Below are 14,654 nucleotides of genomic sequence, written 5' to 3' on the forward strand. Positions count from 1 at the left end.
CCGGCTAAACGCACGTTTAGGTGCGTCAGCCGGGGCGATGTGGCAGCAGTTCGCGCGGAAGTCTTAGCGCGGGCTGCGGGTATCCTCGCCCAGCTGGTGGACGTGGATGGTGTTAGTGTTGCCGGAGATTCCCGGCGGGGTACCAGCGACAACCACCATGGTGTCGCCTTCGTCGTAGCGGTCCATGCCCAGCAGGATCTCGTCGACGACCTCGATCATCTCGTCCGTGGAGTGGACGTCGCGGCAGAGGAAGGTCTCCGCGCCCCAGGACACGGCGAGCTGCGAGCGCACCTGCGGGTGCGGCGTGAACACTAGAATGGGCAGGTCCGGGCGCAGGCGGGCCACGCGGCGGGCGGTGTCGCCGGAGGTGGTGAAGGTGACAATCGCGCGGGCGTGCAGGTTCTGAGCAATGTCCTTGGCCGAGTACGCCACCACGCCGCGCTTGGTGCGCGGGACGTGCTGGAGCTTCGGCACCTCGCCGGTGCCCTCTGCGGAGCGGACGATGCGGCTCATGGTGCGGACCACGTTATGTGGGTCGACGCCGACGGAGGTCTCGCCGGAGAGCATGACCGCATCCGCGCCGTCCAGCACGGCGTTTGCAACGTCGGAAGCCTCTGCACGGGTCGGGCGGGAGTTCTCAATCATGGAGTCCAGCATCTGGGTTGCCACGATGACCGGCTTCGCGTTCTCGCGGGCGATCTGGACCACGCGCTTCTGCACGGCCGGGACCTCCTCGAGCGGGATCTCCACGCCGAGGTCGCCACGGGCAACCATGACGGCGTCGAATGCGAGGATGATCGACTCAATGGCGTCAACCGCTTCCGGCTTCTCCAGCTTCGCAATCACCGGGACGCGGCGGCCGACCTCGTCCATGATCTCGTGGACCAGGTCGACGTCCGCCGGAGAGCGGACGAAGGACAGCGCGATCATGTCCACGCCCATATTCAAGGCGAAACGCAGGTCGGCCTTGTCCTTCTCGCTCAGGGCCGGCACGGAGATGTTCATGCCGGGCAGCGACACACCCTTGTTGTTGGACACCGGGCCACCCTCTGTCACGCGGCACACGACGTCGTTGCCGTCGACCTCGACGCACACCAGGCCGACCTTGCCGTCGTCCACAAGCAGGCGGTCGCCCGGCTGCGCGTCGTTGGCCAGGCCCTTGTAGGTGGTAGAGACGCGGTCGTGCGTACCCTGCACATCATCGATCGTGATGCGGACGGTCTCGCCGGTCTCCCAGTAGGTCTTTTCGTCCTTGAAGCGGCCCAGGCGGATCTTCGGGCCCTGCAGGTCGGCCAGGATGCCGACGGCGTGACCGGTCTCGTCGGTCGCCTCGCGGACCCAGTCGTAGTTCTTCTGGTGATCAGGGTAATCACCGTGCGAGAAGTTCAGGCGGGCGACGTCCATGCCGTCCTTGACCAGCCCGAGGATGCCCTCCTTGGAAGCCACAGCCGGACCCAGCGTACAAACGATCTTTGTTCTTCTATCCACGATCTCCAACCTATCTGGATGTTGACGAACTCTTCAGGGCGACGACCCCGCCTCAGCCTTCATGACCGGGGCGATTGCCGGGCCCTGCTTCCGGTTTCCAACGGTACTCCTTTTCGTCTTCCGATGACCGTTCGGACACAATCGGACATTCCGCCGTATCTCCCTGCGCTTCCCCGCCGACCGGGCCAGATCCCCTATTCGACTGCACCTGAGCTGCGGTTTCACGTCCCTTGGGCAAGCGCAGGAACAGGACAACCGCGATCAAAAACACAATTGCAGAAACCCAGGTGTTGACTCTCTGCCCGAAAATCATCGTCGCCTCGTCGCTTCGCATGAGCTCTACAAAGAAGCGACCGAACGTGTACCCCGCCACGTAGAGCCAGAACACGCGGCCGTGCCCGAGGCGGAACCGGCGGTCCGCCCACAGCAGCAGCGCGCAGACGAGCAGGTTCCAGACCAGCTCATAGAGAAACGTCGGGTGCACACTGGTCAAGACCTCGCCGGTCGAATGCCCGGTCAGTGGCGCGAACTTCCCGGACTCGTCGACCCGGTAGTAGATGTCCAGCGCCCACGGCACATCCGTCTCCGCGCCGTAGAGCTCCTGGTTGAACCAGTTCCCCAGTCGCCCGATGCCCTGTGCGAGCACAACGCCGGGCGCGAGGGCGTCGGCAAGCGGCGCAAACGGCACCTTGCGGTACCGCATGAGGGCCCACACCGCGAGCGTGCCAAGCGCAACCGCCCCCCATATGCCCAGGCCACCGGCGGTAACGTTGAGCGCCTGCAGAGGGTCCTTGCCGGGGCCGAAATATTTCTCATGGTCCGTGATGACGTGGTAGAGACGGCCGCCGACGATACCCGCCGGGATCGCCACGATGGCCGCGTCCCACACCACGTCCGGGTCGCCGCCGCGCGCCTTGTAGCGCCGCACGCCGAGCCACATCGCCGCGAGGATACCGGTGATGATGCACAGGGCGTAGGCGCGGATCGGCACCGGCCCGAGGTGCCACACTCCTTGCGGCGGCGACGGAATATTTGCCAAATAAAAGGTTTCCACGACACACAGTGTGCCTGAGAGTGCCCCGAATCTCGAACAGGGCCTCGTGCTTATCGACGCTACCTCCGCGACGGGCAGGCCGGGTGCTGCCCAGCTGCCGCAAGCTTCCTGGTTGCCGCCAAGATGTCTCCCCCGTTCATGATCGCCTCGGCGGCCAGCACCGCGTCCGCCCCGCACGCGGCAGCCGCCATCAAGTCCTTCGCGGTCGCGACGCCACCAAGGCTGATCTTGATCACCTCGCTGGGCAGACCCGGCGCGATTTCCGCGAACGCGTCGCGGTTGAGCGAGTTCGTCTCAAACGACCACGAATTCACCGCGATGACGCTCGCCCCGGCCTGAAGCGCGCGGTCCGCCTCCTCTGGGGTGCGCACCTCCGCCATGACCACCATGCCGAGCGACTCCGCGCGATCCAGCAGCGCGGTGAGCCTCGCCTGCTCCAGGATCTCCACCTGGAGGGGAAGCACATCCGCGCCGTAGCAGCGCGCCTCGTGGATCTGGTAGGGGTCAACGATCACGTCCCTGCACACCATGGGCAGCTCCACCGCTTCCCTGGCGGCCGCCATGTCCGCTAGGGAACCGTCGAAACGCAGGCGCTCCGTCTGACACGCGATGAGGTGCGCCCCGCCCTGCTCGATGGCGTGCGCCACCTCCTCGATGGACTGGTAGGTGGCGGCGGTCGGTCCGAACACCGGAGAGTTGCGCTTAATCTCCGCAACCACCCCGCACCCGTGGCGCAGCAGCGCGGCTTTGGCGTCCCGAGTTGGCGCCATGGCGCGGGAGCGGGCCTTAATGTCCTGGAAGGAAACGACAGATTCGCGCTTGGCAACGTCGCGCAGGACGCTGGCGACAACGGTGTTGACCTTGTCGGGCGCGTCAGCCGTGTGCGGTGCCAACATGACTACCTCCAGGAGACTTGACTCTTGTCCATAGAATAGACGGATTGGCCGCTGCGCACGAAATCTCCCCTGGTTACTGGTCCCCTCGGCGCACTGAGTGCTCCGGGCGCACTGGGCGCTCCGGGCGCACTGGGCGCTCCGGCTGGCCTAACTGTTCGGTCGGATCGATGTCTGCGTCCAGCGCGTCCCACAGGACGCGACCCGAGTCCGGACGTGCCTCGAGGTCCTCATGGATCTTCTCGCGGCGCACCGTCTCCTGCTCGTACTTGTTCAGCTTCGCAGAATCCTGTCCCGGCTTGGCCGCCAGCAGCACGCCGCCGACCACCGCAACGAGGCAGCCGAGCAGCGCACCGATCGGCCCGAGCGGTGCCACCGTCGTGGCTGTAATGTCGGCCCATTCCGCAATCACAGCCCCCGATGACTGGGATTGTTGCGCGGTCTGCGCGGTGTCGGACCCCACGCTGAGCAGCGTGTGCACCCGCTCAGGGTCGATCGTGCCGAACAGCGTCGTCGCCGGCGAAATCGCGCCGCCGACGCCCGCGAGCGCGCCGACGATGCCCACCGCGCGCCGACCCCAGCGCCGCAGGGCAACGCCTGCGATCATGCCGACGATGAGCAGCAACGCAACCGCCGTCGTCTCCGTGGACCACTCCGCCCCGCGGATGGCTACGCTGCCTCCGCCGGAGAGGTCGTCCTGGTAGTCCACCTGGATCCATTCCATGCGTGCGAAGGCCCACAGCGCGGCGCCGCCCACTCCGAGCGCGATCGCGCCCGCGCGGGACCAGCCCTTCGTCGGTTGGCTCATGTTCTGCTCCTTTGTAGTCGTGCGCGTCAGAGTAGCTGGTCCGCGTCAAAGCAGGTGCGATCGCCCGTGTGGCAGGCCCCTCCGGTCTGTTCCACCGTGACAAGGAGGGTGTCGCCGTCGCAGTCCAGACGCACCCCCGTCACGCGCTGCACGTTCCCGCTGGTCAGTCCCTTAATCCAGTAGTCTTTGCGGGAACGCGAGTAGTAGGTCCCGCGCCGCGTGGCCAGCGTGTAGGCGAGCGCGTGGTCATCCATCCACGCCATCATGAGCACCTCGCGGGTGTCCGCCGCCTGCACCACTGCCGGAACGAGCCCCGCATCGTTGCGCTTCAGGCGCTGCGCGATCTCCGGGTCGAGCGCGTACTCGGCGGGATTATCGCTGTGCTGGGTGTCCACTTACCGGACCTCCTTGCCGGCTTCCCGCAGCGCGTCCTTCACCGCGGCGATGGAGACCTCGCCAAAGTGGAAGATCGATGCGGCAAGCACCGCGTCGGCGCCTGCATCGACCGCGGGCGGGAAGTGCTCCGCTTTACCGGCGCCGCCGGAGGCGACCACCGGGATCGTCACGGACTCTCGCACCGCGCGCAGCAGATCCAGGTCAAACCCCTCCTTCGTGCCGTCACCGTCCATGGAGTTTAAGAGGATTTCACCCACGCCCAGGTCTTGACCGGTGCGGGCCCACTCCACCGCGTCGATACCCGCCGAGCGCGTGCCGCCGTGGGTGGTGACCTCGAACCCGGACGGCTGTTCCGCGCCGCCGTCGGGGACGCGTCGCGCATCGACGGACAGCACGATGCACTGGGCACCGAACTCCTCGCTGAGTTCACGCAGCAGCGACGGGTTCGCGATGGCTGCGGTGTTCACGCTCACCTTGTCCGCTCCCGCGCGGAGGAGCTCGCGGACGTCGTCAGCAGAGCGCACTCCCCCGCCGACGGTGAGGGGAATGAACACCTGCTCCGCGGTGCGGCGCACGACATCCAACATGGTGCCGCGGCCCTCCTTCGACGCGGAGACGTCGAGGAACGTCAGCTCGTCGGCGCCTGCCTCCCCGTACTTCTTGGCCAGTTCGACCGGGTCGCCGGCGTCACGGAGGTTGGCAAAGTTGACCCCCTTGACCACCCGGCCCTCGTCCACGTCGAGACACGGGATCACACGAATTGCAACGGGCATGAGCGGGCACGTCCTTTCGGGCAGGGCTACAAAGCTATCTACACAATGGACTTCATCGTACTCAGGGTCCGTGCGTGCGCCTCCGGGGTGCCGAGCAGGGCACCGACGGAGCGCATGTGCCAGGGCTTGCCCACGGCGTCGGTCACGCGCGCCCCGGCGCAGCGCGCCAGGCACACGCCCGCCGCGTTGTCCCAGATGTGCGGCGAGAAGCTCACGGCCGCCTGGTAGATGCCCTGCGCCACGAACGCCAGGTCCACCCCGACGGAGCCGGAAATGCGGGGGCGCAGCTCCGTCTCCGCGAGCGCCCCGACAAGTCCCAGGCGCATCCGGGCGGGGAACCGCTGCCGGTCGTCCGAGCCGACGGAGCCTACGCCAACCTGCCACGCGGACGCCGTCCGGCTGTTCACCGGTGGCAATGCCTCCCCGTTGAGCATGACCGGGCCGCCCGCGACGGCGCTCAGCTGCATGTCCATCAGCGGGATGTCTGTCAGCGCGAGGACCGGCTCGCCGCCGACCACTAGCGAGACCAGAATCGCGCAGTTGGGGTTGCCGGACGAGTAGTTCGACGTGCCGTCGATGGGGTCCACGACCCAGCACGCGTGCTCGTTGAGCTCCCCGCCCTGCTCCTCCCCGAAGACGGGCACGCCGGTTTCGGACTCGAGGCGGCGCCGCAGGAGCGCCTCGATGGCTAGGTCCGCTTCGGTGGCGAAGTCCCCCTTCCCCTTATCCAACGCCGGCGCCGCCCCGAGGTGCGCGGTGAAGAGCTCGCGAGCTTGCGCTACCACGTCGCGCGCGGCGTCCATGCACCCGGGAATGTCGACGCCTGTCCCCGCCACATCGGTGTTGGAATTGGGCTGGTGCAACTCGCTCACGTGCGGTGCCCCTTCTCCTTCGTCTCGCAGTTAGTCCTGGGACGCGGGCGTGGCGTGTGCCACCGCGTCGAGCGCTTCGGTCAGCGTGAACTTCTGCTCGTAGAGCGCCTTGCCAATGATGGCCGAGTCGATGCCTTCCTCCGCATAGCTGGCCAGCTCCCGCACGTGGTCGAGTGCGGCGATACCCCCGGAGGCGGTCACCGCAGCGTCGCTCGCCGCCGAGACCTCCCGCAGCAGTTCGATGTTCGGGCCGGTCAAGGTGCCGTCCTTGCTGACGTCGGTAAGCACAACTCGCGCGCACCCCGCCGCATCGAAGTACTCCAGGACCTCCCAGAGATCGCCCCCGTCCGAGGTCCAGCCGTTGCCCTTCGTGCGCCACTCGCCGGCTTCCTCGCGCACCGCCAGATCCACCGCGATCTTGTCACCAAAACGCGCGATGACATCGGCCGCCCACTGCGGGTTCTCCAGCGCTGCAGTACCGATGTTCACGCGACGAGCACCGGTGGCCAGGGCGCGCTCAAGCGAAGCGTCGTCCCGAATCCCCCCGGTCAGCTCCACCTGCACATCAAGCTTGCCGACGATGTCCGCCATCATCTCGTGATTCGACCCCCGCCCAAAGGCAGCGTCCAGGTCAACGAAGTGGAGCCACTGCGCACCCTGCTCCTGCCAGCGAAGGGCAGCCTCCAACGGGTCGCCGTAGCTCTTCTCCGTCCCGGCCTCGCCCTGCTCGAGGCGGACGGCCTGGCCATCAACAACGTCTACGGCGGGCAGCAGTGTGAAATCCATGCACACATGGTAGCAGCGCCGCAGCGCATTTAGCGCAGCGTGTTCACCCAGTTCTCCAGCAGCGCCAGGCCCGCGTCTCCAGACTTCTCCGGGTGGAACTGCGTGGCCCACAGCGGGCCGTTCTCCACCGCAGCGACGAATCGGCAGTCGCCGTGCGTCGCCCAGGTGACCTTGGGGTACGCGATGTAGTCGTCGGCGGACAGCGCGAAGTCGCGCACCCCGTAGGAGTGCACGAAGTAAAAGCGCTTCTGCGGGTCCAGGCCGGCGAACATCTCACTGTTGTCCGCGATGTCGACGGTGTTCCAGCCCATGTGCGGCAGTACCGGCGCCTCGAGCTTCTCCACCACCCCGGGCCACTCGCCGAGCCCCTTGGTATCCACGCCGTGCTCCACGCCACGGTCAAACAGCACCTGCAGGCCGACGCAAATGCCCAACACCGGGCGCGAACCGGCAAGCCGCTGGCCAATGACGCGGCCGCCGTTGAGCCGGTTAATGCCGCGCATGCACGCGTCGAACGCGCCCACCCCAGGAACGAGCAGGCCATCAGCCTCCACCGCAACGTGCGGGTCCTGTGTGACGGTCACCTGCGCGCCGACGTGCTCGAGGGCGCGCTGCGCGGAGCGGATATTGCCCGCCCCGTAATCGAGCAGGGCGACGCTGGGGGCACTGCTCGGCGTCGTCGCGTGGTCCGGGCGCTCAGGAGTGGGGTTCATGGTGGCTCATCTTACCGGTCGCGGCGTCGGTAGCGGCGCGGTGCCTGCACCGACTGGAGCCGGGCGGCGAGGTTGTTCACCTCAACCACGCGGTTGCGGCCCAGCTGGCGGTCCAGCAACGTCACCACCAGGCCGATCATGATGACCGCCGCGGAAATACCGAACATGGGCGAAAACGCCATCGTGGTCAGCAGCATGCCGTAGAAGGTTGAGCCGAGCCCGGTGCCGCCGTCGTAGGCGACGTTCCAAATCGCCGCGGCTTCTGAGGTCTTGGACCGGGGCAGCCGGTAGAACATCATGGTCAGCGCCTCGTTCTGTACGGCGCCGAAGCCGAGTCCGTACAGCAGCGCCGCGAGCACCATCCACCACACAGACAGCTGGAACACCAGGATCACGGCGATGAGGAAGACGCCGAGGGCGGCGGTGATCTGAAAACGAATCATCACGGTACCCGGATACCCCACGCGGTCCATGACGCGGCCCGCGTAGTAGCGCGAGAGCATGGAGGCAAAGTTCATGAACCCGAGCATGAGCCCGCCCAGGGTTGCGCCGGCGACAGGGTCGAGCTCGCGCATCGACGCCGGCAGGAAGTTCGTAATCGCACCGTATGCGGTGGTGACGAACATGAGCGCGAGCGCAGGGACGAGCACCAACCGCCAGATCGGCACGTAAATGTGGTCCGTCTCCGACGTTTCCTTCTCCGGCGGCGGGATGGGCGGGATGCCTTGGCAGGCCACGAGCGCGAGCAGGCCGACACCGCCTGCAATCAAGTAGACAGCGTCGTACCCGATGCGCTGGACCAGGGCCATGCCAGTGGGCAGCGCGATCATCTGTGCCAGGCCAATCATGATGCCCACCACGCCGGTCGCGCGGCCCAGCAGGCGGATGGGTACCAGCTCCGCGACGATCGCCGCCTCAGCTACCGTCAGCGCGCCGAAGCCCACGCCGCGGATCGCGGAAATGGTGAGCACCTCGGGCGCCTCCATCCCGAGGAGGTACCCCACCGCGGGGAAGCCCAGGAGGAACGCGGAGACCGACATCACGGTGGTGTAGCCGAACTTTCGCAGCAGCCGCGGAGTAAACACCTGTGTGGTGACGGTAAAGAGCATGAACACACCGGTCGTGGTGCCGGCGAGTGTCTCGCCCCCGCCAGCGTCAAGGACGGCAGTGGGAACGACGGGCAGGAGCAGGGCCCACGCGCCGAACGCGCACGCCATGGCCACGAAGACCGCTTTGAGACCGCGTGCCTGCCACACGCTTGTTAGGGAATTGATCTCTTCCGTAGTCACAGGACGACGGGAAAAGAAGGACACCTCACACCACCTTTGCCATGTTGAACAGCGCGAACACGAATGCCAGCGCAGCGAGTAGAGCTAATACGATTGTGACGGCCTTTGAGCCGTGTTGATACGCCGACCACACTCCCCCAGCGAGCAGCCCGGCAAGCAGGAAGAGGACGACAACCCACATTCCGGCAGCGACGTTAAACACCTACAGCGCCCCCTTCGTCGACGGCACCCCCGAGATACGGGGGTCGCGCTCCACCGCCTGGCGCAGGCTGCGGGCCACCGCCTTGTACTCCGCCTCCGTGATGTGGTGCGGGTCGCGCCCGTAGCGCACGTTGAGGTGGAGCGTGAGGCGCGCGTTGTACGCCAGCGTCTCGAAGAAGTGGCGGTTGATCACGGTGGCGTAGTGCCCGCCGATGACCTGCCAGTCCATGTGCTCGGGCTCGCCGTGCATGACAAAGTAGGGCCGCCCGGACAGGTCGACGACACCTTCCACCAAGGTCTCGTCCATGGGCAGCAGCATCGATCCGAACCGGCGGATGCCGCGCTTGTCACCGATGGCGTCGATAAGCGCCCAGCCCAGCGTGATGGCGGTGTCCTCGACGGTGTGGTGGGCGTCGATGTGCGTATCGCCCTGGGCACGCACGGAGAGGTCAAACGCGCCGTGGGTGCCAAACGCGGTGAGCATGTGGTCAAAAAACGGCAGGCCGGTGTCAACCTCGACTTGGCCCGTGCCGTCAAGGTTGATCTGCACCGTAATGTCGGACTCGCTGGTCGTGCGGGTCGCGGTGCCGATGCGCTGCGCGGCTGTCGCCGGAGACTCAGCCATGGAAAACCTCCTTCGCTGCGGTGAGAAATGCGTCATTTTCGTGCGGCAGACCGATGGTCGCGCGGAGGTGGCCGGCCACCCCGACGTCGCGAATCAGCACGCCGCGATCGAGGAACTCCTGCCACGCGGCGGGCGCGTTGGCAAACGGCCCGAAGAAAACGAAGTTCGACTCGCTCGGCACGACATCGTAGCCCATCTCCTCCAGCGCCGCCTGGACTCGGTCACGCTCCTGCGCGAGCTTCTCCACGGTTTCCAGGGTCTGCCCCGCGAACCGAAGCGCCACGCGCGCGGCTGCCTGCGCAAGCACCGAGAGGTGGTACGGCAGCCGCACGAGCATCACTGCCTGGATAAACGCCGGCGCCGCCACGAAGTAGCCGAGCCGCCCGCCCGCAAAATCGAAGGCCTTGGACATGGTCCGCGACACCACGAGCTTCTCCGGGTACCGCTCCAGCAGCGTCACCGCCGAAGCGCTCGGCGAGAATTCGGCGTACGCCTCGTCCACGATCACGATGCCCGGCGCGGCTTGGATGAGCCGCTCGATGTCGTCCAGGGTCGTTACGTCGCCAGTCGGGTTGTTCGGCGTGGTGATAAAGATGACGTCGGGCGCATGCTTATCGACGCCCACCAGCGCCGCCTCAAGATCAATCCGGAAGTCCTCACCGCGCGGGACCGCGATGAACTCCGTTTGCGTGCCCGCAGACAGAATCGGGTGCATGGAGTAGCTGGGGATAAACCCCATCGCACTGCGGCCGGGGCCGGCGAAGGCCTGCAGCAGCTGCTGGAGGATTTCGTTCGAGCCGTTGGCCGCCCAGACGTTGTCGCGGGTGACGCGGACGCCGGTTTGGCCGCTGATGTAGGCGGCGAGGTCGCTACGAAGCGCGAGCGCGTCGCGGTCCGGGTAGCGGTTGAGGTTGCCGGCGACGGCGGCAACTTCCTGCACGAGGGCGTCGATAAGCTCCTGCGATGGCGGGTACGGGTTCTCATTGGTATTCAGCGCGACCGGGACCTTGAGCTGCGGCGCGCCGTACGCGGACTTGCCGCGCAGTTCATCGCGCAGCGGCAGCCCGGCGAGCTCGGTGGACGCGGCGAGTGTGCCGTCCTGAAACTGCATGGTTAGCGGCCTCCTTCGAGTCGTGCGCGGATGGATTCGCCGTGGGCGGGCAGCTGCTCCTCGGCGGCCAGGGTGATGATCGCCTGGCCGATCTCCGCCAGCGCGGCCTGGTCGTACTCGATGAGGTTGACCGGCTTGAGAAAGGTGTGGGTGGACAGTCCTGCGGAGAAGCGCGCGGTGCCGGACGTGGGCAGGACGTGGTTGGATCCGGCGGCGTAGTCGCCAAGCGGCACCGGCGAGTACGGGCCGACGAAAATCGCGCCGGCGTTGGTCACGCGCTCCGCGAGTTCCCGGGCGTTCGCGGTGTGGACCTCGAGGTGCTCCGGGGCGTAGGCGTCGGCCACGGCGACCGCGGCGTCCATGTCGCCCACCAGCACGATGCCGGATTGCGCCCCGCCCAGCGCGCTGCGGGCACGCTCGGCATTGAGCGTGGACGTGGAGTGCTGCTCCACCAGCTCGTCGACGCGGCGCGCGAACGCTTCCGAGTCAGTGATGAGGACACTGGCCGCCTGCTCGTCGTGCTCCGCCTGGGAAATGAGGTCCAGCGCGACGTACTCGGCGTTGGCGTGCTCGTCCGCGATCACCGCGATCTCGCTGGGTCCCGCCTCCGCGTCGATACCTACCACGCCGTTGACCAGGCGTTTGGCGGCAGCGACGAAAATGTTGCCGGGCCCGGTGACCATGTCCACCGGCTCGAGCTCGGCTGCGTCGTCGCCGTACGCCATGAGCGCCACGGCCTGTGCGCCACCGACCGCCCAGACCTCGGTGATGCCGAGCAAGGAGCAGGCGGCGAGCGTGGTCGGGTGCGGCCAGCCGCCGAACTCCTCCTGGGGTGGTGTGCACACCACCATGGAGGTGGCACCCGCCTCCTGCGCCGGGATGACGTTCATGAGCACGCTCGACGGGTAGACCGCCTTGCCACCGGGGACGTAGAGGCCCACGCGGTTGATGGGGACGAACTTCTCGGTGATGTGCGCCGACGCCGCCAGCCGCGTCGTGTGCGCCGCTGGCTTCTGCTCCGCGTGGACGCGGCGGATGCGCTGGATGGCCAGCTCAAGCGCGTCACGCACCGCGGGGTCAAGGTCGGCGACGGCCTGCTCGATGACCTCGGCGGGCACGCGCACCGACGCGGGGCGGATCCGGTCAAACTGTTCGCCGTACTCCAGGGCTTTCGCAGCTCCTCCGGTGCGTACGGCCTCCACCATCGGCGCCACGGTGGGCAGGACCGCGTTCACGTCGGTCCCGCCGCGCGGTAGGGCGCGACGCAGCTCGGATGTCGTCGGCGTGGTGTCCCGGAGGTCAGTGACGTGCAGCATGGAAACTCCCAACATCGCTCGCGTTGCTTTGAGGTACGGGGCGCGGCCTTTGCGTGGCTGCGCCCCAGGACGTTTCCAGTGTAGGGGTCGGGACCGCTGCGCGCGGCAAGTTCGTCAGTCAGTTGGCAGCTCGTCCCGCTCCACGACGAGGGACAACGCGTTGGAGGTCCAGTAGATCAGGGAGGAGAAAAATGGGCCGACCAACCATGCAGCGCCGAGTTTGGCGGGAGGCACCATCTCGATCTGCTGGCCGTCGGCCAGGTTCGCGTGGTCCAGCGGGTGCAGCGCGGCGGCGAGCACGTCGCCGGTAACGGCCACCGTCAGGACCGCGGAGACCGCGCAGGCGATGAGCCAACACAGCGAGCCGAGGCCTCCACGGGTGCGTCGAGAAGCGAACTGGCGCAACGCGACGACGGCCAGGACGACGCCGATGGCCAGAGTGATCAGGCTGAACCAGCCGGTCGCGGCGAACTCCACGTTCGCCGGGCTGGCCACCTGGTCGATGGCGAGCCTCCCGTCATCCGCCGTGCCCACGTACGCCGGGCGCAGCCAGCCCCACACGAGGCCGCCGCCAATACCAAGCAGCAGCGCGCACACTACAAGGCCCGCGTCCGCCCCGATCCGGGCTGGGAACCTCGGGATGCGGGGCCGCGACGCGGGCTGGGGTGTTTCTAATGCAGTACTCAATGAGGGGCGCTGACTAGTTGCAGAGCTTCCAGCGGCCATCCTCGCGCTCGAAGAGCTGGGTCTGGGTATCCTCGCCGGAATCATTCTTGGCCGTCACGGACGCGGAGGCGCGGTCGCCGTCAACACGAACGTCCGCCAGGGAGATCTCGGACTTCGGCAGGTCCATGGTCATGCCGGCATCTTCCTGCATTCGCGCCGCTTCCTCGACGGAGTCCAGGGTCATGCCCTGGCGCTCAAGCTCCTCCATCGCCGGGTCGCGCACGGCCTTGCAGGAGTTATCCAGGATGGTGCGGGTCCAGGTGGCGAGCGACTCCGGGTTGGAGACGGCCTCGACGACCTTGGTCATCTCATCGATGTCGCCCTGCGACGCATCCTGGCCACCGGCGATCGGCTCGTGGGTGACCTGCTCGTACTCACCGTCCGCAAACGGGTTAGCAATGGTGGGCACATCACCGTTCTCGCCCTGGTTGTCGGAGCCGGAATCCTTCTCGCCGGAGTGCTTGGCATCCTTCTCCGAGGTCTTCTTCGCGGCGTCCCCACCCTTGGAGTCCTGAGCCTCCTGGCCGTCCTTCTGGTCCTTGTCGTCCCCGGACTTCTTTTCCGATTCCTTCGCGGCGCCGTCGACAGACTCGGTGTTGTCGGCCCCGCTGTCCCCGGCGGCCTCTGCTGCTGTGGACAGACCGCCGCCGTTGGTTTCCTCCCCTGAGCCACACGCAGACAGTGTCAAGGTCAGGGCGATTGCCGTGACGCCTGCTACAGCAGCTTTCGTCGTCTTGGTGGAAAACCTCACGAATTACCTCTCTTCATCTCCCAGACAGTCGGACCGTCCGGGGTCGTATCACTCTTGGACGCGCGAACGCACGCTCGAGATACTTGTAAGTTGTCTCGACCATCCTAACAACACCCAGCTGGGGCAGTCGTCGAGTTGAGGTGACAACATTCTGGGCGCTTCCTGTGAGCAATCGGGGCAACGAACCTTCCGTGCCCAGGCGGCGCCACAGTTACGATGGAGCATTATGCAGTTGACCCGGGACACCATTACCGCATCCGCGCTGCGCATTTTGGCAGAGTACGGGCTCGCGGACGTCTCAATGCGCCGCGTGGCCACCTCACTCGGCGTTGCCCCGGGGGCATTGTATTGGCACATCGAGAACAAGCAGGAATTCATCTCCTGCCTTGCAGCGGAGATTGTGCGCCCAGTTGCAGCCGGCGCCGCGGGGGAGGCGACCGCGCCGGAACAGCTCGCGCGCGCCCTCCGGGAGACTGTCCTGGGCATCCGCGATGGCGCCGAGGTCGTGCTCGCGGCAATGAGCCAGCCGGGGGCGCGCATCCGCGGGGAGCTTTCCACCGTCTTTGAGGAGGCAGTGCGGGGAGTCGCGAACGAGGGCGCTCCGGCAAGTGTCCTTCGCTCGGCGGCGGCGGGCCTGATCACCATGACGCTTGGCGCGGCGACGGTGTATCAATCAGGCGCGCAGCTGGCCGAAGCCACCGGGGAGCCGCCGGTGGTCAACGCCGAGGAAGCGACGCGCGAGCACGAGGAAGGCGTCGCGCTCCTCATGGCGGGGTTGCGCGCGGGAGGCACGGCGGGCGAGGCGGGCGCGTAGCCGGACCGGGCGCGCAAATTTGGCTAGGATCGGGCGAC

The 14,654-nt window shown here is 67.0% G+C and carries 17 protein-coding genes; 1 reads left to right on the forward strand and 16 read right to left on the reverse strand.

Going from position 1 to position 14,654, the window contains the following annotated elements; genetic code table 11:
• Nucleotides 1–63: 63 nt before the first annotated feature.
• From pyk to FPH17_RS01930, 16 genes are all read right to left on the reverse strand, one after another.
• Entirely contained in the window at nt 64–1,488 is a 1,425-nt protein-coding gene (gene pyk / locus FPH17_RS01860) for a pyruvate kinase (RefSeq protein WP_095534968.1), read from the reverse strand.
• A gap of 52 nt (nt 1,489–1,540) precedes the next feature.
• The gene (gene lgt, locus FPH17_RS01865; RefSeq protein ID WP_154878456.1) at nt 1,541–2,542 is read right to left on the reverse strand and encodes a prolipoprotein diacylglyceryl transferase; all 1,002 of its coding nucleotides are present in this window, start codon (nt 2,540–2,542) and stop codon (nt 1,541–1,543) included.
• Nucleotides 2,543–2,601: 59 nt separating this feature from the next.
• Nucleotides 2,602–3,438 carry an indole-3-glycerol phosphate synthase TrpC gene (locus FPH17_RS01870; protein WP_095536792.1) on the reverse strand — a complete coding sequence of 279 codons (837 nt, stop codon included), beginning with the start codon at nt 3,436–3,438 and terminating at the stop codon, nt 2,602–2,604.
• 73 nt (nt 3,439–3,511) lie between these two features.
• Complete coding sequence (locus FPH17_RS01875) at nt 3,512–4,243, reverse strand: TIGR02234 family membrane protein (protein ID WP_154878457.1); 732 nt, start codon at nt 4,241–4,243, stop codon at nt 3,512–3,514.
• 26 nt (nt 4,244–4,269) lie between these two features.
• On the reverse strand, nt 4,270–4,638 hold the full coding sequence (gene hisI / locus FPH17_RS01880) for a phosphoribosyl-AMP cyclohydrolase (protein WP_154878458.1): 369 nt from the start codon (nt 4,636–4,638) through the stop codon (nt 4,270–4,272).
• The gene (gene hisF / locus FPH17_RS01885) at nt 4,639–5,412 is read right to left on the reverse strand and encodes an imidazole glycerol phosphate synthase subunit HisF (protein WP_154878459.1); all 774 of its coding nucleotides are present in this window, start codon (nt 5,410–5,412) and stop codon (nt 4,639–4,641) included. It abuts the gene before it with no gap.
• A gap of 38 nt (nt 5,413–5,450) precedes the next feature.
• Nucleotides 5,451–6,284, reverse strand: a complete 834-nt coding sequence (locus FPH17_RS01890) for an inositol monophosphatase family protein (protein ID WP_331252968.1) — start codon at nt 6,282–6,284, stop codon at nt 5,451–5,453.
• A 30-nt stretch (nt 6,285–6,314) separates the two neighbouring features.
• On the reverse strand, nt 6,315–7,070 hold the full coding sequence (gene priA / locus FPH17_RS01895; RefSeq protein ID WP_154878460.1) for a bifunctional 1-(5-phosphoribosyl)-5-((5-phosphoribosylamino)methylideneamino)imidazole-4-carboxamide isomerase/phosphoribosylanthranilate isomerase PriA: 756 nt from the start codon (nt 7,068–7,070) through the stop codon (nt 6,315–6,317).
• Nucleotides 7,071–7,099: 29 nt separating this feature from the next.
• The gene (hisH, locus tag FPH17_RS01900) at nt 7,100–7,783 is read right to left on the reverse strand and encodes an imidazole glycerol phosphate synthase subunit HisH (RefSeq protein WP_154878461.1); all 684 of its coding nucleotides are present in this window, start codon (nt 7,781–7,783) and stop codon (nt 7,100–7,102) included.
• Between the two features lie 11 nt (nt 7,784–7,794).
• On the reverse strand, nt 7,795–9,096 hold the full coding sequence (locus FPH17_RS01905) for an MFS transporter (protein WP_244288041.1): 1,302 nt from the start codon (nt 9,094–9,096) through the stop codon (nt 7,795–7,797).
• Between the two features lies 1 nt (nt 9,097).
• Nucleotides 9,098–9,274: a CG2302 family histidine operon protein gene (locus tag FPH17_RS11840; RefSeq protein ID WP_158221631.1), complete on the reverse strand. Its 177-nt coding sequence runs from the start codon at nt 9,272–9,274 to the stop codon at nt 9,098–9,100.
• Nucleotides 9,275–9,898, reverse strand: coding sequence for an imidazoleglycerol-phosphate dehydratase HisB (gene hisB, locus FPH17_RS01910; protein ID WP_154878462.1), 624 nt, complete (start codon nt 9,896–9,898; stop codon nt 9,275–9,277).
• On the reverse strand, nt 9,891–11,009 hold the full coding sequence (locus FPH17_RS01915; protein ID WP_154878463.1) for a histidinol-phosphate transaminase: 1,119 nt from the start codon (nt 11,007–11,009) through the stop codon (nt 9,891–9,893). The genes hisB and FPH17_RS01915 overlap by 8 nt, the downstream gene beginning before the upstream one ends.
• 2 nt (nt 11,010–11,011) lie before the next feature.
• Nucleotides 11,012–12,325, reverse strand: coding sequence for a histidinol dehydrogenase (gene hisD / locus FPH17_RS01920; protein ID WP_154878464.1), 1,314 nt, complete (start codon nt 12,323–12,325; stop codon nt 11,012–11,014).
• Nucleotides 12,326–12,439: 114 nt separating this feature from the next.
• Nucleotides 12,440–13,012 carry a hypothetical protein gene (locus FPH17_RS01925; RefSeq protein ID WP_154878465.1) on the reverse strand — a complete coding sequence of 191 codons (573 nt, stop codon included), beginning with the start codon at nt 13,010–13,012 and terminating at the stop codon, nt 12,440–12,442.
• A 13-nt stretch (nt 13,013–13,025) separates the two neighbouring features.
• Nucleotides 13,026–13,802, reverse strand: a complete 777-nt coding sequence (locus FPH17_RS01930) for a hypothetical protein (protein ID WP_154878466.1) — start codon at nt 13,800–13,802, stop codon at nt 13,026–13,028.
• Between the two features lie 226 nt (nt 13,803–14,028).
• On the opposite strand from FPH17_RS01930, the gene FPH17_RS01935 reads away from it, so the two are divergent.
• On the forward strand, nt 14,029–14,616 hold the full coding sequence (locus FPH17_RS01935; protein ID WP_154878467.1) for a TetR/AcrR family transcriptional regulator: 588 nt from the start codon (nt 14,029–14,031) through the stop codon (nt 14,614–14,616).
• Nucleotides 14,617–14,654: the final 38 nt, after the last annotated feature.

Origin of the sequence: Corynebacterium gottingense, assembly GCF_007559235.1 — a bacterium.
GTDB classification, from domain to species: domain Bacteria; phylum Actinomycetota; class Actinomycetes; order Mycobacteriales; family Mycobacteriaceae; genus Corynebacterium; species Corynebacterium gottingense.